Source organism: Pseudomonas sp. HK3, assembly GCF_052920985.1.
Genome location: NZ_JBREXD010000002.1, coordinates 260,161 through 278,559, shown reverse-complemented (window position 1 = coordinate 278,559; position 18,399 = coordinate 260,161). Strand labels below are relative to the sequence as shown.

The window sequence follows — 18,399 nt, the reverse complement described above, 5'->3', positions numbered from 1 at the left end:
CACTTTCTGACAGCGTTAATAAAATGAATGTTATTTATTCGGCTAACAAAAGCGCAATAGCTTGTTCTATTTTTTTCGCTTTTGCGGTATCGGCATGGGTTTCACCAATAAAGCGATAACGAATCGAGCCTGTTTTATCAATTAAATAAAATGTTGGCCAATATTGGTTATTCAATGCTCGCCAGTAGGTAAAATCATTGTCAATCATGACTGGGTGTTCGAGCTTAAACTCGTCCATCTTTTTTAGCACAGCTTGTGGTTTTTTCTCATGATCAAATTCAGGGCTATGAATACCAATCACTTGAAAATCGTCCTGCTTGAATGATGTCGCTAGGCTGTTTAGCCAAGGAAAACTACGATAGCAGTTCCAGCAGGAAAAGGTCCAAATATCCATTAGCACCACTTTGCCTTTTAGGTCAGATTTTTTTAATGGCTTTGATTTTAACCAATTTTGAGGCTGTGTTTGCGTGAACTCAGGTAGTGGCGTCGGCTCTATGGCGTATACGGCGTTGCCGAGTATTGCTTTAAACGAAAAAAAGCTTATGGCCGCTACGCAGGTTAGGATGAAAATATTACGCATAATGGGCCTCACTCTACACAGTGTATAGCCCATTAGAGCAATTTAAATGCACTTGGTTCCTATCTATTTTGATGGGGTTCTAATTTCTTGTGGGGTTAGTCCGGCCTTACGTTTTGCCTTATATTCTAAATACGCTTTAACGTAAGTATTACCCAAGTAACCATCTAAATAATTTAAAAATCCCGCATAATTACCTTTAAATTTAGCATGATGAAAATCATGGTAGACAGGCCCGTGGTAAATCAAAAATAACCGAGCAGGGTTCCAAGGGATATCATAGCCAATGTGGCCATCGGCCGCTTCAAATTGGCGGATGATGACCCAAATCCAAATGACATATAAATGGCTGCTTAACAGTATGGGGCCAATGAGTATCAAACCCGATGTACAGGCGAACTCAAACCAGTGCATGTAATTGCCATTAATGGCGCAGGTATTTTTTATCTTATGATGCACGCTATGAACATGACGCATAAAAAATTTATTTTCATGAAAAAAGCGATGCATCCAGTAATATAAGAAGTCATCTAACAAGATAAAAAATAATACCTGAATAACAATGATGTACACGCTTGGCATGTCACCCACATGAATGCCTGTGCGTTTTATTAAAGGCCACAGCACAACCAGCATCACAAAAACGACCGCTGTATTTTTAACGCTGTGATAAATCGATGGCCAAAATGTGCCTTTTACATCAATGGCATTGGCTTGAATACGATAAGGCTTTAGCCAGTTAGGCTCTATGTAGGCAAGCCAAGTCCAAGGCAGAGCAAAGGTCATAAACGCAATAAAACTAATGGCGAGCGTGGCGGCAGGAAACAGCCAAAACCAAGGGTCATAAAAGACGCCTGAGTAATCTTGAATGATGACATCAATGAAATTGGGCATGACACGCTCTTATTATTTTTTAACCAATATACCTTTGAGGCATGGCTTTAAAAGGGCATTTACGGACACATAAGGGATATATTTGGTCATCTGTGGTTGGAACTCGTAATGACTTGCCTTAGAATGGCAGTCTGCTCACGGGGTGCTGCTTGTTAAAAGTGGCTGAGACTTTACCCGTTGAACCTGATCCGACTAGCATCGGCGTAGGAATGAGCGCGAAGCATCCGTATTGTATTTATAACCATCTGTCATTGGGTTATGAGTGATGTTTTGCATCTATCGGCGTATATACCTAATAGTAGGGTGAGTCGATTTCCCGCACGTCTTTGTTAGTGGTGACTTTATTCATAATAAGGACCCACTATGCAAAATTCAGAAAATAAAAATACAATTCAAACAGCGCAACTTGCTGACGTTAACCCTCATCTTATTACCCGTGAACCGTTACCCGGTAGCGAAAAGATATACATTCAAAGCCCTAATCATCCTGATGTGCGCGTGCCGATGCGCAAGATTAACCTAACCGATGGCACACACATTAATGTGTACGACACCTCTGGCCCTTATACTGATGTCAACGCAGAAGTAGATGTGCACAAAGGCATTACCTCAGAAGTACGAGCAAAGTGGATTTTAAATCGTGACGATACCGACGTGTACGACGGCCGCGACACCCAACCAGAAGACAACGGTATTGATGACGAAACCAAGGCGTTTCAATTTTATAATCCGCACCTGCAACGTCAACCACGTCGTGCAAAAGCAGGCAAAAATGTTAGCCAATTGCATTACGCCCGCAAAGGCATTGTTACCCCAGAAATGGAATACGTGGCCATGCGTGAAAACCAACTGCGTGAGGCGCTAGAAAACGAATTCACCACCCCCGAACGTGAAGCCCGTCTAAAAGGCAATCACATGGGGGCGAGTATTCCGCAAACCATTACCGGCGAATTTGTGCGTGACGAAATCGCCCGTGGCCGCGCGATTATTCCGGCCAACATCAATCACCCAGAATTAGAGCCCATGATTATTGGCCGTAACTTTTTAGTAAAAGTGAACGCCAATATTGGTAACAGCGCGTTAACCAGTTCCATCGAAGAAGAAGTTGAAAAGCTGGTTTGGTCAACCCGTTGGGGTGGCGATACGGTTATGGATTTATCAACGGGTAAGCATATTCACAGTACCCGTGATTATATTATTCGTAACTCACCTGTGCCCATTGGCACAGTGCCCTTGTATCAAGCGTTAGAAAAAGTAAATGGCGTAGCTGAAGATTTAACATGGGAAGTTTTCCGCGACACGTTAATCGAACAAGCGGAGCAAGGAGTGGATTATTTTACCATTCACGCAGGTATTCGTTTAGCACACGTACCGTTAACCGTAGACCGCGTAACGGGTATTGTAAGTCGCGGTGGCTCTATCATGGCCAAGTGGTGTATTGCACATCATGAAGAAAGTTTTTTATACACGCACTTTGAAGACATTTGCGAAATCATGAAAACCTATGACGTTAGCTTCTCGTTAGGGGATGGCTTACGCCCAGGTTCACAAGCCGACGCCAACGATGCGGCACAATTTGCAGAGCTAGAAACGTTAGGTGAGTTAACACAAGTCGCCTGGAAACATGATGTGCAAGTCATGATCGAAGGCCCAGGCCATGTACCGATGCATATGGTTCAAGCCAATATGGATAAACAGTTAGCATGCTGTGACGAAGCCCCGTTTTATACATTAGGGCCGTTAACCACCGATATTGCACCAGGTTATGATCACATTACGTCAGGCATTGGTGCCGCCATGATCGGTTGGTTTGGTTGTGCCATGTTGTGCTATGTGACACCAAAAGAGCATTTGGGTTTACCCAATCGTGACGATGTAAAAGTAGGCATCATCACTTACAAGCTTGCAGCCCACGCAGCCGACATTGCTAAAGGGCATCCCGGTGCTCGTTATCGCGATGACATGATGTCAAAAGCGCGTTTTGAATTCCGTTGGGAAGATCAATTTAATCTTGGCCTAGACCCAGACACGGCTCGTGCTTATCACGATGAAACCCTGCCAAAAGACAGCGCAAAAGTGGCGCACTTTTGTTCTATGTGTGGCCCGAAATTCTGTTCGATGAAAATCTCCCAAGAAGTGCGTGATTATTCAAAAGATGAAATCGTCAAAGCCATGCAAGATAAAAGCGCAGAGTTCAAAGCGTTAGGCAGTGAAGTGTACGTACCAGCCACAGCTGAAAAACTCAGTGAAACGCCTGCATGAATATCGCGATAGTGGGTGCAGGTATTTGCGGCAGTATGCTTGCGTATGAATGCATTAAACGCAATTTAAACGTAACGGTATATGAGCAAGACACTCAAAAGGAATCTTGCTCATATACCGCAGCGGGTATGCTGGCACCCATGGCCGAGTTAGAAAGCGCGAACACCAATGTATATAAATTGGGTTTGCGCAGTTTAACCTTGTGGCCAAGTATCATAGAGGAACTTGCACAATTAAATCATTCGGTTTTTTACCGTGATAGTGGCACGCTGGTATTAGCCCATACTCAAGATGCGGGCAGTTTTACGCAATTTCATAGCACGCTAAAGCGTAAGTTAGATGACTTTGATGCATGCGTTTCATCGGTGATACCAAGCTCCATTGAACCAGAGCTAAAGCACTTTCATAATGCCTTGCATTTAAAACAAGAAGCGCAAGTTGATAGTCATCAAGCATTAACGGCACTGCATTCGGTGATTCGTGCACAAGGCGAATTTAATCATTCCCATGTACACACAATTGCATGCAATGAAGTGAACGGTGAATATTTTGATTGGGTGTTTGATTGCAGAGGCTTAGCCGCAAAAGACCAAGTCAATTTGTATGGGGTGCGTGGTGAGCGTATTTTATTGCATGCGCCTGAAGTGAACTTGCAGCACATGATTCGCTTGATGCACCCAAAATACAAACTGTATATCGTGCCCCGTGAAAACCATCACTTTATAATCGGTGCCACCGAAATAGAAAGCGCTGATGACGGCCCAATCAGCGTGCGTTCGGCATTGGAGTTATTGTCAGCGGCGTACAGTGTGCATAAAGGGTTTGCTGAAGCGCGTATTATTAGCATGAGCACGGGTGTTCGCCCAACCAGTTTGGATCACCAGCCCATTGTCGATGTGCAAGTTGGTTTAACCCGTATTAATGGCTTATATCGCCACGGATATTTATTAACCCCTGCGATAATTGAGCAAGCATTTTCAGCTGATTTATTTAAGAAAAAATTACAACAATGGTCAATGGCTAAGTGAGGATTTCGTTATGAGCATTCGTTACAACGGTGAGCTGATTGAATTGAATGAATCCATGAGCTTGCTGACGTTCTTACAAAATCAATTTGATGATTGGGAAGTTACGATCGCTCGTAGTGTGGTGGCGGTGAACCAGCAACTTGTGCCAAGACAAGAATATGATTCATATTGCTTACAAGACAGCGATGACATTGAATTATTAACCGCAGTGGTAGGTGGTTAAATGAACACACTCGATGATGTTTCGGCACAAACTGACGCATTTAATATTGGGGGTAAAACTCTTGATAGTCGGTTATTAATCGGCACAGCTATGTATGACTCTCCTAGTATTATGCAGGCCAGTATTATTGAGTCGGCCTCGCAAATCATGACAGTATCATTGCGCAGACAACTGGCCACAAACGAAGCGCAAGATAACCCTGTATTTTGGCAATTCTTGCAAGACTTCACACAAGATAATCGGTTTTTATTACCCAATACCGCAGGCTGTTTTAGTGCTAAAGAGGCCATTGTCACGGCACAAATGGCCCGCGAATTATTCAAAACAAACTGGGTAAAACTAGAAGTTATTGGTGATGACTACACGTTACAACCAGACCCATTTCAATTAGTCGAAGCCGCACAAGAATTAATAAATCAAGGCTTTGAAGTCTTCCCATATTGTACTGATGATTTGATTCTATGTGAAAAACTCTTAGAAGTTGGCTGTAATATTTTAATGCCATGGGGGGCGCCCATTGGTACAGGCAAAGGGTTAATGAATCCTTATGCGTTAACCTTGCTGCGTAATCGTTTTCCACATGTGCCTATGATCATCGATGCAGGTTTGGGTAAGCCCAGTCATGCGGCACAAGCCATGGAAATGGGATTTGATGGCGTGCTATTAAATAGTGCTATCGCAAAAGCACAAGACAGTGTGCACATGGCTAAAGCCTTTAAGCTAGCAGTCGAGTCTGGGCGCTTAGCTTACAAGGCAGGCTGTATGCAAGAACAACAAAAAGCGGTTGCCAGCACACCCGTAGTGGGCATGCCATTTTGGCATAATGAAAATTAAAAAATTAAGAAAATTAACATGCCTGAAGTCGAAAAAAAATCAGCGGTATTATCGGTATCGGCCCATGATCCTCTCGGCATGGCAGGTATCGCAATGGATCAGCGTGCTCTGGCGTCATTAGGTGTGCATTGTGCTAGCTGTATCACCGCGAATACGGCGCAAAATCAAACTCAATTTTTGAGTTTAAACCCAGTTGATTTAACCGTATTTGTTAACCAGCTAGATGCGCTTTACCAACAAGATATATTTAGCGTGATTAAAATCGGTTTAATCAGTGATACTGAACAAGCCAAAGCATTGGTTGAGCACCCGATATTTGCCAATAAAATAATTGTGCTAGACCCCGTTCTGGGTGCCAGCAGTGATAAGAATCGATACAGTGACACTCGTTTAGCGGCGTTAAGATTTTTAATCCCCCATGTGCACGTCCTAACCCCTAATACGGATGAAGCACAGGTTTTAATGCCCATATTTGATAAAACATTCACTCAAACCAATAACGCATTAACATTGGCGAAGGCGTTAAACACACACACAAACTGTGCAGTACTATTAAAAGGCGGCCATGGCGCGCACAAAGCACAAGACGTATATTGTGATAACGAACGTTACTTTTATTTAGAACACGCCCAATACTCGCACGGTTTTAACCGCGGCACAGGTTGCGCCATGGCATCGTTAATTGCAGGTGCAATAGCACTAGGGCATTCAATGGCGGATGCGGTGGTCATCGCAAAAATGCAAATGGATGCCGGTTGGCAAACCCCGTTTAGCATTGACGAACACACAGGCAGTTTAGGTTTTGCAACATTCAACCAATCAGATGCATCACAATTTAACAACTCACAACTTTCCAGTGTGTATGCAAACGATAAACAAAAAGGACTTAACTTTTTACCATGCAGTAGTGAACTGGGTTTATACCCCATTGTTGATGGCGCTCAATGGTTAGAGCGCTTGCTGCCGTTAGGTGTCAAAGTGATTCAATTACGTGTCAAAGATTTATGCGGTGACGAGTTAAAAGCCGAAATTCTACAATGTGTAAAATTGGCCAATCAATACGATTGCCAGTTATACATAAACGACTATTGGCAATTGGCGATTGAATGCGACGCTTACGGTGTGCACCTTGGCCAAGAAGACATAGACGATGCCGATTTATCGGCCATTGCCAAAGCAGGCTTACGTTTAGGTTTAAGCAGCCATTGCTTTTATGAAGTAGCCCGTGCTAAAACCATTAAACCCTCGTATATCGCGTTTGGCCCAGTGTATGCGACACAAACCAAAGACATGCCTTGGGTACCGCAAGGTGAAACGGGTCTGGCGTACTGGAGAGCCCAATTAGCGGGTTTCCCGCTAGTAGCTATCGGCGGTATTCACAACGAACGCTTCGAAAAAGTAAAAGCCCAAGGGGTTGATTCTATCGCGATGATTAGCGCCATTACCCAAGCGGAAAATCCAGAAAAAGTCTGCTCAGATTTTATTGTACGTTGGAATGCTTAATATATTCGAAACGGTACGAGGCTGCCCCGCGGCCGATAAATTTTACTTATAAACACGCTTCGAATTAATCTGAGTGGCTTAAATGGAAGCTGAAGAGTGGCTAAATAGAAACGTCTATAGCACTTTAGCCATGTAGGTCAGGCACTGCCTGACAGCAGCCAGTTGTCGGCGGGCAATGCCCGCCCTACGATTTATAAACAGTAATATTGACTTTTGTAAGCAATGACATTGGCTTAATACAAAAATACAAAAATACAAAAATACAAAAATACAAAAATACAAAAATACAAAAATACAAAAAATCTGTTTGTAGGTGATAAACTCATATTGATAAATTTATACTTAAGGATGTGTATGAAGTTTAATAAAATAACGCTTGAAGGTAAGCATGTCAGACTAGAACCTCTATCTAAAGATTATCGTGACGGGCTAATTGAAGCAATCTCTGACGGCGAGTTATGAAATTTATTTGTCACATTAGTTCCAAGAATTGAACACATTGACGAGTTCATTAAAAATGCTATTTCTGCACACATGAATGAAGACGGCTTAGTCTTTGCGATAATTGAGAAAGTTTCTGGAAATGTGGTTGGTTCGACTAGATTTATGAAAGCCAATCTACTAAACAAGCGTGTTGAGGTTGGTTTTACCTTTATTGCTAAGTCGTATCAGAAAACCATGGTCACCACAGAAGCGAAACGACTGATGCTTACCCATGCTTTTGAAATAATGCATTTAAACAGAGTTGAATTTCTCACCGATTATCTTAATAACACTTCGCGTAATGCCATTGCAAGGCTTGGAGCGAAAAAAGACGGTATCCTTCGTCATCATATGGTTATGCCTGATGGTCGAATCAGAGACTCTGTTTTGTTCAGTATTACAAATAATGAATTGGCCGGAGTGAAACAAAATTTATTATATAAATTGAGTTCGTAATGCTAGCAAGCGTATGCTTACTATATTTCCGCAATGAATCGACAACGGTTAATTAATGCGACGTTACCTATGGAGTAATTATAGATGGAATTTAGAGTTGATAGTATTGATAACTTGCACGTGTCAGATGATGAAATATTTATACTTTTGTCCCACGTTTATGTGCAATCAGGTTTTGCAACTGTTGAGATGGCAAAAACAGTATTTGATCCGATTAAAGTTAGAGATAGAGGTGTAATGTTTGTATCAAAGGAGGTATCAGAGAATATATTTTCTGGGATGGTAGTCGTTGTTCCTCCTAGCTCAAGCGCCATTGTCAGAGCTAAAGGAAATGAATGTGAAATGCACTTATTGGGTGTTAGCCCCAAGTATAGGGGTCATAGCCTTGGTCGAAATCTGGTGAGAAGTGCGATTGATTTTGCAAAAGAAAATAAATGGTAAAAGATGATTTTATGGACTCAAAAGCCCATGAAAGAAGCGCAAAATATGTATGAGTCATCTGGGTTTATTCGAATAGGTGAGATGACAAGAAATGGCATTGTTTTTTTTGTTTATGAAAAAAAATGCACCTAGCAACCCTATTAATATCGACATTGCCTAAGGTGGTTGATCGTATGAAGAATATCATTGAAAAATATATTTTTAGTATTAACAGTCGATATTGGTTTTTTAAGTGACGTCATTATGTAACCCCATACATGACTACCAACTATACAAAGTTTAAATCTAACGAACGACCATAATAATCCAATAATGGCCAAATTATTCAGTAAGCGGCCCTTAATGCTCTTCAAACTTGTTTTGTGCACTGTTCGGTGCATACTCCCTAGTATCGCTAATTCAATAGGAATACGTCTGTGCAAGCCGAGCAGGTTGAGGTTTCAAATTTTCTTTCCCAGTACCCGCCATTTGATGAACTGCCGGATAAGGCCCGTGATGAATTGGCGCAATCAATCGAAATTGCTTACTTTCGGGCCGGCACACAGATTCTTAATTTTCGTGATCCGATCAAAGACTTATATGTGGTTCGCAGTGGCTCGGTTGAAGTGTTTCGTCGAGATGGAGAGTTGCATAATCGTTTGGCCGAAGGCGGTATTTTTGGCCAAATGGGGTTGTTGATGAATGGCTCTGTGCGGTTTCCCGTAAAGGCGCTGGATGACACCTTGGTGTATTGTATTCCCGATGCGTTTTTTAAGCAGTACTTTGCTGAATATGATGATTTTGGCGATTATTTTGAGGCAGACGAAGCTGAGGTGTTAAGAGAAACCGTGTCTCGCTCGGACGAATTAAGTGACCTTTCGACAGTGCAAGCCAAGTCTATTTTATCAAGGCCACCAGTGATCGCATCGCCCGATATGACCGCGCAGCAGGCCGCTAAATTCATGGGCGACGAAGATGTTTCTTTTATACTGGTTTGCACGCCAAGCTTAGAAGAGGGTGAACGAGGTTCGAGAGTAAAAGGTATTTTAACCGACCAGCATTTACGCCAATCCATCGTGGCAGACGGCTTACCACTGACGACCCCCATTAGTGAAGTGATGACATCTGAATTTGAAGTGCTGGATTCAAAAGCCTATATGTTTGAAGCCATGCTGACGATGTTACGTTTTAATCAACCGCAGCTGCCTTTAATGCACCGCGATGAACCCATTGGTGTGTTGACGTTGCTTGATATTCTTCGCCATGAGTCACAAAGCAGCTTGTTATTTGTAAAAGGTATTTTTGCGCAGCAATCGAAAAAAGACTTAGTACGTTACGCAAAACAATTACCTGCGGTTTATGTGCGCATGGTGAATGAAGATGCCAACTCCCACATGGTGGGCAGTGCGATGGCGGTGATTGGGCGCTCGTTTAAGCAGCACTTATTAAGTCTTGCAGAAGAGAAGTTCGGCAAGCCCCCTGTGCCGTATTGCTTTTTGGCATTAGGTTCAATGGCGAGAGATGAACAGTTATTGGTGACGGACCAAGACAATGCTTTATTGCTTGATGATGCTTACGACCCAAGAGAGCACGCTGAGTATTTTGAAAAGCTTGCGAAATACGTGTGTGATGGCTTGGCCTTGTGTGGATACACCTATTGCTCAGGTGACATTATGGCCACTAATGTGCAGTGGCGTAAAACCTTTACCCAGTGGCAAGAATGTTTTGCAGATTGGATTGATAACCCTGAACCTCAAGCGCTGCTAAACAGTAGTATCTTTTTTGATTTAGATGGCGTATGGGGCGAAACAAAGTTGGCGGATATTTTAAAGATTTTTATCGCACAGCGTGCAAAAAATAATCCTCGATTTTTAGCCAGTTTGGCGCGTAATGCGCTGGGTCGAACACCGCCTCTTGGTTTTTTCAAAAACTTTGTAATGGAGCCCGATGGCCGACACGGCAAATCCATTAATCTTAAGCGCCGAGGCACGGCGCCGTTAAGTGATGTGATTAGGGTGCATGCGCTGGCAGTGGGTTCTGATGCGCAAAACTCTTTCGAAAGATTGGACGATATTATTGAAGCGGGTATTTTACCTGAGGGTAAAGGCCGTGAATTAAGTGATGCTTTAGAATATATTTCGATGGTGCGCATTCGTCATCAGGCTAATGATGTTGAGCATGAGCAAACGCCCGATAACGCGATTAACCCAATGCATCTGTCTACATTTGAAAAACGAAACCTTAGAGAGGCCTTTCAAATTTTAGATAAAGCGCAGCAGTTTTTAAAATATCGTTATCATCCTCATAATTCTTTAAAATAAGGCGGCCTGTGTGAGCAAGCATTTATCTCCAGTTCCTTCGCCATTAGCATGGCCAACGTATTATGCTGAGCAAGCGAGCCGTTGCAAAGATGCACGTTTAAAAGCGTTTTTTGAATCGGGCCTGGTGGCGCCCAATACGCCTTTAAATGAGGTGCCTTTTGTGGCGTTGGATTTTGAAACCACGGGGTTGAACCCGCAAGAACATGGCATTGTGAGTGTGGGAATGGTGCCGTTTACATTGAGTCGTATTCGTTGTCAGCAAGCCAGCCACTTTATTGTTAAGCCGCGTCAAACCTTGTTGTCTAAGTCCATTACTATTCACGGCATTACGCATTCCGATATACAGTCAGCCCCTGATTTAGATGATGTACTGCATCAGTTTTTACCTAAGATAGCCAATCAAATTGTTGTGGTGCATTACCGACAAATAGAACGCGATTTTTTAAATCTGGCGTTGTTAACGCGTATTCAAGAGCAGTTGTTTTTTCCGGTGATTGATACCATGAGCTTAGAAGCTCAGATATTACAAAAGCAGCGCAGTGTACTTGCTCGCATATTGGGGAGTCATTCGAATGCGTCATTGCGCTTACCTGATATACGCGAACGCTATGGTTTGCCGCGTTATAATCTGCATCATGCCATGACAGATGCACTGGCAACGTCTGAGCTATTACAGGCGCAAGTGGCGTATCATTTTGATGAGAATACGCCAATTTCAGAACTTTGGTGTTAGGGTTTGCCAACAAAAAGCCCATATGCGCAAACATATGGGCTGTTGGTTTATCATCACTAACGGTCAGCGCTTAGATAATAAGCGCTTAAATCACAAAAGCTTAGTTAGGTCTTGGTTCTGTTCTTAACCCCATCACTAAACTGACACACATCGCCAGTAACACAAACGTGAAGGGCAGTCCGGTTGAAATAGCACCTGCTTGTAGCGCTTGAATGGCTTCTGTACCGCCAATCCACAATAACGCCGCAGCAATGGCACCTTCTGTTGTCGCCCAAAAAATACGTTGTGGTATCGGTGCGTCAATTTTTCCGCCTGCGGTAATACTGTCGATGACCAGAGAGCCAGAATCTGATGAGGTGATGAAAAACACCAGTACCAGAACAATCGCAATCATCGAAAGAATGGAGCCAAAAGGCAGTGCATCAAACATTTGGAACATGGCCAGCGGTACTTCGGTTAAACCTTCAGTGCCAAGTTCGCCTACCCCTTGAATCACTTGATCAATGGCGATGCCACCATAAACCGACATCCAAATAATGGTGACACTGGTTGGGATCAATAATACCGCGGTGATAAACTCACGGATGGTGCGGCCCTTCGATACTCTGGCGATAAACATGCCCACAAATGGAGACCAAGAAATCCACCATGCCCAGTAGAATACGGTCCAACCTTGGAACCATGCTTCATCGTTACGGCCATGAGGGTTACTTAACGGAATAATGTTTTCGATGTAAGCCATCAGGGTGGTAGGAATCGTGCCCATTGCCACGGCAAAACTGACTAAGGCAACAAATGTAATTAATACTAATGCGATCAGCATGTTGATATTACTAAGCAGTTTTACGCCGCCCTCTAAGCCACGAATAACAGAAATCACAGCCAGTAATGTCACGCCAACAATGACAGCAATTTGTAAGCCCACATCGCCTTCAATACCAAATACATGGTTGATGCCTGCGGCGGCTTGTTGCGCACCTAAGCCAAGTGACGTGGCCAAACCGAAAAGCGTGGCTAATACCGCTAAAATATCAATGATGTGACCAGGCCAGCCCCATGCGCGATCCCCTAAAATAGGGTAGAAAACAGAGCGTATCGATAAGGGTAGACCTTTGTTATAGGTAAAAAAGGCAAGAGACAAGGCAACAACCGCATAAATAGCCCAAGGGTGTAATCCCCAGTGGTACATAGTAGCGCCAAGTGCAAGGCGAGCCGCTTCTGGTGTGTTGGCTTCAACGCCCAGAGGGGTTTCATACCAGCCAGTAAAATACGCAACGGGTTCAGCAACGCCCCAGAACATCAAGCCAATGCCCATACCTGCTGCAAACAGCATGGCAAGCCATGAAAGGGTAGAGTGTTCTGGTTTAGCGTTTTCGCCCCCAAGGCGAATCTTACCGAATGGCGAGACCACAAGGCACAAGCAAAAGACTACAAAGAAATTAGCGGACCACATAAAGAAGCCGTCAAAGGCACCAATAATGTCCCATTTAAGGCCGTCTAGTGCGGCTTTGGCGGTGGAGGGATCCATAACCAATATAGTGATTAAAAACGCGAGAATTAACCCGGCGCTTGTTCCGAACACGGGGTTATGAACATCAAATCCCCAGCGCTGGACGTTATTTTGACCCACGGTATAGTCAGTACTGTGAATACTGTATTTATCGTTTTGATTTGGCATGCTGTCCTCTATTAGGTGATAGACACATTTAACATAGGGAGTTATGCAGACGGCTGCAAGTTTTAAGCGTAAAACCACAGCCTGATGAGCCTGAACGACTTTAAATAAGTTAAATCGAAGCCGCATTGTATAATATATGGCTTCAGGTTGCAGGTTTGTGTCTATTGACTGATTTATGATCATTGAAAGATGAATATAGATGCCTGATTGGCTTTAAATATTATGGCGGCCTACTTATCAATGAGGAATAGAAATCGGGCGCGTGGCACCCTCCTATACTATGTTTAATACAAATTCTTCAAGCCATGCTTAACAATCGCATACATCACTAAAGTAGTTGCTTTACCCATTAACCCTGTTTCATCCATATATGAGGGCAGCGCTTTTGGGAAAAGGTATTAACATTTTTTTAGCAACAAATTTTCTCTATTTCATAACTTTGATTGTGTGGGCTAATTACTGTGTAAAATACCTTTGCAAATTAAGTCTGTAAGTTTTACCTAGATAAAACCTAATTATAACTGTGACTACGTAAGTTTGTTTGGCAGTAACCTTGAATTTAACGGCAAAATGAATTGTATTGTGTTAGGAAAATCTGATTTTTATCAAACTCTTATTTACGCAATGTACTAAAGTAGTACGCACAAGTTGTATTGTTATCAATAAAGGCATTGGCTTTAATCATCACTAAAGTGAATGGTTTGTTTTCTCAATCCTTTAAAAATACAGTAATATTGAAAAACAAATTATTGCATGACACATGAGGCTCACCACATTTTATCGTAAATTAAAAGACGAAGGATCGACGTTTTTAAAGTTACTAAAGAAAGAAGTATTTGAAAGTATTAATGTTCTTGAAAGTTGCTATATTAAGCAGTGAAGCCCGTTAAAATAAATTGGGCTTCAGCGATGTGAGTTCGTATTATCGTTTTATAAAAAAATAGCTCAGTCAGTGCCTGACCTATGCCGATAATAATCAGTATTTTTTAAGTTTCAGTTGTCCATTTTATTGGCGGTATTATTTAATAGCATTTAATATCGACTCTATTTCTAATTTCATATGAGTGGCATTTTTCATGGATGCAAACTCACCACCTAAATCAATGGATTTCCCTTTTTTAGTGGTCAACATAAGGCTGTATTTCTCGTTAACTGTTTTACCATTTTGAGATGTACTAGATGATTTACGCGGTTTAATGTCTTCAACTTCTTGAGATGTAAAGCGATGTTGATTAATCATTTTAGAAAAAATAAAAACATCCACTTCTAATTGATTAGGTTGTACACGAACATGACAATTTCGCCCTAGCGCTAATATCCCAAGGGCGATGAAAACAGTCGCCATTGCCGCAAATACAAAACCAAAAAAAGATTCAGCTGTATTGGCAATCACCACACCGATAATAAAAAATAACAGCCCTATGCCGCCAATGAACCAACCGGCTTTAGAGCCGGGTGTATGAAAGCTGAGTGATGAGTTTTCAGTCGGCTTTGTACTTGCAGTCATAGAAGAATGATCAAGCGGATTTTTGTTTTGGTTGACCGATAGCCGTGAATGAATATCGGCTTTTTGCTGTGTTGTGAGTGGTTGCTGTGTTAGCTCATCTTCTATGGTTTTGCTATCTCGTGTGACGAATACCGGTATTTCGTATTCACGGTTAAAGTTAATGCCTTTTAATTGACTACTGATGTCCAACGTCCAGCTATGGTAATCATTATCCGGTGCGCTAGATGAAGGTTTGTCAGAAGGAACATCAAACTCAAAGGTAAGGCGAGTGGCGTTGCTGCTAGCCCTAGGCGTTGGTTTGATGACTTTTGACCAAATAGTGCTGCTATGACTTCGGGTCTCTTTGCCGCTTCGTGTTGTCCAGTGGTGTGTGCACTTGAGTTCAAATGTGTATTGATCATTAGGCGTGTAAGCGCAGGGTACAGAAATATCACCACCGACAGTGCCACCAATCACGCCAGGGTAAGGTTTAAGGTGTAGGGGGACCTTGTCGAAATGATCCCATTCGCGTTTGGTCTTCCTATACCAGCGAAACATAAGCACAGGAGGGATGCAAAATATAAACGAAAATGCAGTGGCAACAGGGTGCTGACCAAATAATGCCAATGCAAATACACCCAGAAAGAGTGTTGCTAAAATAGTGAAGAATTTAATGAGCCCCAGCTTGCTTTCAGCATTGGAGTAAAGCGTTTTTGATGCCCATTCAGCTCGTGTTGTCCAAGGTTTACTTGGATCAGATTTGATACCGGATGGAAGTGGCGTTTCTTTTTTACGACTCACTTGAATAATACCGCCACCGACTAACATAAATGTCGAAGAAAAGAGTGCCATGATTAAGGTCAGTTTAATGTCTACCGCACGATCATAAACGGATTCACTTAGATCATTAGGGTTAACCCAAACCTTGAATTGGTCTCGTTTGGCCTCTTGTTTTAATTGATGTAAACGCTGGTAATGCTTATCGCTATCACTGCTGTTGTTTTCACTAATATCTACGCGATTACCTGTGTAGGATCTGCCATCACTCCAGTATTCATATTCCATATCGACAGAATACATAGTTGTGTACGAGCCATCATCATTACGACTTTGGTAACTGTTAACCTCTGCGCTGTTTAATTCAGCTGAGGGTTGATTGCCAAGACTGCATTTGTACGGCATCAAACAAGGTGCTTATTACTGAAAAATAAAAGGCCGTTAAGCCTGCAAAAAAAAACACGCTGCCAAATATTACGCCGCCAAATTTCATAGAGTGCCCTTTATTATCATTATGGTTGAGGATCAATATTCAATAATGAATAACTATACCAGAAAGTTATAAGTGTTCGAGTACCGGTTTGATGATTGTAGGACCGGTTTTTGTCGATATAAAAATCAATACCTATGTTGGCTTAATTAAGCAGTAGCAAGGCCAAAATCATTACTATTTTAATCTTGGCCGGGTGCATCACAGGCCATTATTTTAAATGGATAAAATGGTAGCATAATCACACCTATTATTTTTTAAGGCATTAGGTTACATAATAAAAGTTGATTTTTATATTTATCGAGATATTATGCACGCCTTAATTCACTTCAATACTGCAAGGAGGTTCAATATGTCAAATTTAATAAACCTTTTTCGCAGGTCTCTACGCTTAGTCTAAGACGTTGTTCTATGGGCCAGTAGGCCTGCCAATCTATTTTATTACTAATTAAAGGATTGGTTTATGGACAATTACGTTCAAAAAATCTCAAAATCCGTGAGTCTTGTTGCGTCCAAAAAAACATGGATAGAAGACTTAGCGGTACAGCAACTTGTCAAAACATCTGAACTAGAGAGCATGACGTCTGTCGTTGGTATGCCAGATTTACACCCGGGGAAAAGTTATCCGATCGGTGCTGCATTTTTTAGTTTAGATCGCATTTACCCAGCGTTAGTGGGCAACGATATTGGTTGTGGTATGTCGCTTTGGCAGACTGATCAATTGATTTCAAAGCTCAATAAAGACAAGTGGGTTAAAAAACTGAAAGATTTAGAATCACCGCTATCAAGTGAGTGGCAGTCGCTAATATCAGAAGAAAGAATACACCGTAATATTGATTCTACTGACTTTGATGCCAGTTTGGGAACAATAGGTGGTGGTAATCATTTTGCTGAATTTCAAGAAGTGGATGAAATATTCAACGATGATGTTTTTAGCAATCTAAACCTTGATAAAAACAAAGCGATATTATTGGTTCATTCCGGCTCGCGAGGGTTTGGTCACAGCATATTAGATGCTTATCTTTCTGCTCATAATCATGATGCAGTATTTTTAAATACGCAGCCGTTTTTTGAATACATGCATGAACACAACATGGCATTAAGATGGGCTGAGTTAAATCGATATTTAATAGCAAAGCGATTTTGTAAGTCGGTTAATATCAACGCTAATATGGTTTTAGATGTTAATCATAATTTGGTTACAGAGGCTGTTATAGGCCATCAAACTGGATACTTGCACCGCAAAGGCGCGACGCCTTCTGATAAAGGCGTGGTTGTTATTCCTGGTTCAAGAGGGGATTACACGTATCTTGTGAAACCGTTAGATGACGATATTGCATTGAACTCTTTGGCCCATGGCGCTGGTCGAAAGTGGAAGCGGGGCGATTGCCAAGCAAGGTTGAGCTCTAAATACTCTAAGGAAGATTTAAACAGAACAAAATTTGGCAGTCGAGTTATATGCGGTAATAAAGAACTGCTTTATGACGAGGCGCCGCAAGCGTATAAAAACTGCTCTTCTGTTATTGAGTCAATGCTTGATGCTGGGCTTATCGACGTTATTGCAAAATTAAAGCCCGTGATCACCTTCAAGACGGAAGGGCCGTGCTCATGAATTTATTGCAGTTAACAGCAGGCCAAGGGCCTGAAGAGTGCTGTAAGGCAGTTGATCATGCTTTAAACGCGATTAAGCAGGAGTGTAAAAATAAACGGGTCACGCTATCTATTGTTGATAGTCGTAAATCTAAATATGGCTTTCACTCTGTTTTAATTGAATTAAGCGGCGAGCGCAGCCAACACATTATAAACAGCTGGAGTGGGGTCATGTTGTGGAAAACGCAAAGCCCTTTTCGATTAATGCATAAAAAGAAAAACTGGTTTTTTTCTCAGTGCAAAACAATTGAACGAGATGATTCATGTTTTGATGTGCTCATTAAATATGAAACGTGTCGTGCATCAGGTGCGGGTGGTCAGCATGTTAATACAACAGACTCTGCGGTTAAAGCGACTCATGTAGAAACGGGCATTTCGGTTCGAAGTGAGTCAGAGCGCAGCCAGCATGCGAATAAAAGGATTGCAAAGGCATTGTTATTGCAGAAGCTGGCAGATAAAAAACAAGAATCTATGCTGCAAGCGTCAAAACAAGCTTGGTTAAACCATTTAGAGCTTGAAAGAGGCAACCCTGTAAAGGTTTTTCAGGGTGCCAAATTTGAATTGCTCAAGGGCCGGTAATAAGA

15 protein-coding genes and 1 riboswitch are annotated in these 18,399 nt (G+C 42.1%); of the genes, 11 read left to right on the top strand and 4 right to left on the bottom strand.

Features of this window, described 5'->3' with window-relative positions; genetic code table 11:
* Nucleotides 1-34: 34 nt before the first annotated feature.
* Nucleotides 35-580 carry a redoxin family protein gene (locus ACU6U9_RS12230; RefSeq protein WP_446735326.1) on the bottom strand — a complete coding sequence of 182 codons (546 nt, stop codon included), beginning with the start codon at nt 578-580 and terminating at the stop codon, nt 35-37.
* A 63-nt stretch (nt 581-643) separates the two neighbouring features.
* Nucleotides 644-1,471 (bottom strand): sterol desaturase family protein, encoded by an 828-nt coding sequence (locus tag ACU6U9_RS12225; RefSeq protein WP_446735325.1) that lies wholly within the window; start codon nt 1,469-1,471, stop codon nt 644-646.
* A gap of 128 nt (nt 1,472-1,599) precedes the next feature.
* Nucleotides 1,600-1,698: riboswitch (TPP riboswitch) on the top strand.
* Between the two features lie 136 nt (nt 1,699-1,834).
* Between ACU6U9_RS12225 and thiC the strand changes: the two genes are divergently transcribed.
* The 9 genes from thiC to ACU6U9_RS12180 all read left to right on the top strand — a co-directional run bounded on the left by thiC (nt 1,835) and on the right by ACU6U9_RS12180 (nt 11,734).
* On the top strand, nt 1,835-3,733 hold the full coding sequence (thiC, locus tag ACU6U9_RS12220; protein ID WP_446735324.1) for a phosphomethylpyrimidine synthase ThiC: 1,899 nt from the start codon (nt 1,835-1,837) through the stop codon (nt 3,731-3,733).
* A complete protein-coding gene (locus ACU6U9_RS12215) occupies nt 3,730-4,761 on the top strand; it encodes an FAD-dependent oxidoreductase (RefSeq protein ID WP_446735323.1) in 1,032 nt (343 codons plus the stop codon). The genes thiC and ACU6U9_RS12215 overlap by 4 nt, the downstream gene beginning before the upstream one ends.
* 10 nt (nt 4,762-4,771) lie before the next feature.
* On the top strand, nt 4,772-4,984 hold the full coding sequence (gene thiS / locus ACU6U9_RS12210) for a sulfur carrier protein ThiS (protein WP_446735322.1): 213 nt from the start codon (nt 4,772-4,774) through the stop codon (nt 4,982-4,984).
* A complete protein-coding gene (locus ACU6U9_RS12205) occupies nt 4,985-5,818 on the top strand; it encodes a thiazole synthase (RefSeq protein WP_446735321.1) in 834 nt (277 codons plus the stop codon).
* 18 nt (nt 5,819-5,836) lie between these two features.
* Nucleotides 5,837-7,321 carry a thiamine phosphate synthase gene (thiE, locus tag ACU6U9_RS12200; RefSeq protein WP_446735320.1) on the top strand — a complete coding sequence of 495 codons (1,485 nt, stop codon included), beginning with the start codon at nt 5,837-5,839 and terminating at the stop codon, nt 7,319-7,321.
* Between the two features lie 489 nt (nt 7,322-7,810).
* Complete coding sequence (locus ACU6U9_RS12195; RefSeq protein WP_446735866.1) at nt 7,811-8,260, top strand: GNAT family N-acetyltransferase; 450 nt, start codon at nt 7,811-7,813, stop codon at nt 8,258-8,260.
* Nucleotides 8,261-8,344: 84 nt separating this feature from the next.
* On the top strand, nt 8,345-8,701 hold the full coding sequence (locus tag ACU6U9_RS12190; RefSeq protein ID WP_446735319.1) for a GNAT family N-acetyltransferase: 357 nt from the start codon (nt 8,345-8,347) through the stop codon (nt 8,699-8,701).
* A gap of 416 nt (nt 8,702-9,117) precedes the next feature.
* Entirely contained in the window at nt 9,118-11,001 is a 1,884-nt protein-coding gene (locus ACU6U9_RS12185) for a DUF294 nucleotidyltransferase-like domain-containing protein (RefSeq protein ID WP_446735318.1), read from the top strand.
* A gap of 10 nt (nt 11,002-11,011) precedes the next feature.
* Nucleotides 11,012-11,734: a 3'-5' exonuclease gene (locus ACU6U9_RS12180; protein ID WP_446735317.1), complete on the top strand. Its 723-nt coding sequence runs from the start codon at nt 11,012-11,014 to the stop codon at nt 11,732-11,734.
* A 100-nt stretch (nt 11,735-11,834) separates the two neighbouring features.
* On the opposite strand, the gene ACU6U9_RS12175 is transcribed toward ACU6U9_RS12180, so the two are convergent.
* Nucleotides 11,835-13,412: a BCCT family transporter gene (locus tag ACU6U9_RS12175; protein WP_446735316.1), complete on the bottom strand. Its 1,578-nt coding sequence runs from the start codon at nt 13,410-13,412 to the stop codon at nt 11,835-11,837.
* Between the two features lie 1,018 nt (nt 13,413-14,430).
* Nucleotides 14,431-16,080: a DUF3592 domain-containing protein gene (locus ACU6U9_RS12170; RefSeq protein ID WP_446735315.1), complete on the bottom strand. Its 1,650-nt coding sequence runs from the start codon at nt 16,078-16,080 to the stop codon at nt 14,431-14,433.
* A gap of 548 nt (nt 16,081-16,628) precedes the next feature.
* Here ACU6U9_RS12170 and ACU6U9_RS12165 point away from each other — a divergent pair.
* A complete protein-coding gene (locus ACU6U9_RS12165) occupies nt 16,629-17,777 on the top strand; it encodes an RNA ligase RtcB family protein (RefSeq protein ID WP_446735314.1) in 1,149 nt (382 codons plus the stop codon).
* Complete coding sequence (gene prfH, locus ACU6U9_RS12160; protein WP_446735313.1) at nt 17,774-18,394, top strand: peptide chain release factor H; 621 nt, start codon at nt 17,774-17,776, stop codon at nt 18,392-18,394. Before ACU6U9_RS12165 ends, prfH begins: the two co-directional genes overlap by 4 nt.
* The last annotated feature ends 5 nt before the right edge of the window (nt 18,395-18,399 follow it).

Coding starts and splice junctions, on each gene's coding strand:
- ACU6U9_RS12230 (WP_446735326.1), bottom strand. CDS start 580: ATGCGTAATATTTTCATCCTAACCTGCGTAGCGGCCATAAGCTTTTTT.
- ACU6U9_RS12225 (WP_446735325.1), bottom strand. CDS start 1,471: ATGCCCAATTTCATTGATGTCATCATTCAAGATTACTCAGGCGTCTTT.
- thiC (WP_446735324.1), top strand. CDS start 1,835: ATGCAAAATTCAGAAAATAAAAATACAATTCAAACAGCGCAACTTGCT.
- ACU6U9_RS12215 (WP_446735323.1), top strand. CDS start 3,730: ATGAATATCGCGATAGTGGGTGCAGGTATTTGCGGCAGTATGCTTGCG.
- thiS (WP_446735322.1), top strand. CDS start 4,772: ATGAGCATTCGTTACAACGGTGAGCTGATTGAATTGAATGAATCCATG.
- ACU6U9_RS12205 (WP_446735321.1), top strand. CDS start 4,985: ATGAACACACTCGATGATGTTTCGGCACAAACTGACGCATTTAATATT.
- thiE (WP_446735320.1), top strand. CDS start 5,837: ATGCCTGAAGTCGAAAAAAAATCAGCGGTATTATCGGTATCGGCCCAT.
- ACU6U9_RS12190 (WP_446735319.1), top strand. CDS start 8,345: ATGGAATTTAGAGTTGATAGTATTGATAACTTGCACGTGTCAGATGAT.
- ACU6U9_RS12175 (WP_446735316.1), bottom strand. CDS start 13,412: ATGCCAAATCAAAACGATAAATACAGTATTCACAGTACTGACTATACC.
- ACU6U9_RS12170 (WP_446735315.1), bottom strand. CDS start 16,080: ATGCCGTACAAATGCAGTCTTGGCAATCAACCCTCAGCTGAATTAAAC.
- ACU6U9_RS12165 (WP_446735314.1), top strand. CDS start 16,629: ATGGACAATTACGTTCAAAAAATCTCAAAATCCGTGAGTCTTGTTGCG.
- prfH (WP_446735313.1), top strand. CDS start 17,774: ATGAATTTATTGCAGTTAACAGCAGGCCAAGGGCCTGAAGAGTGCTGT.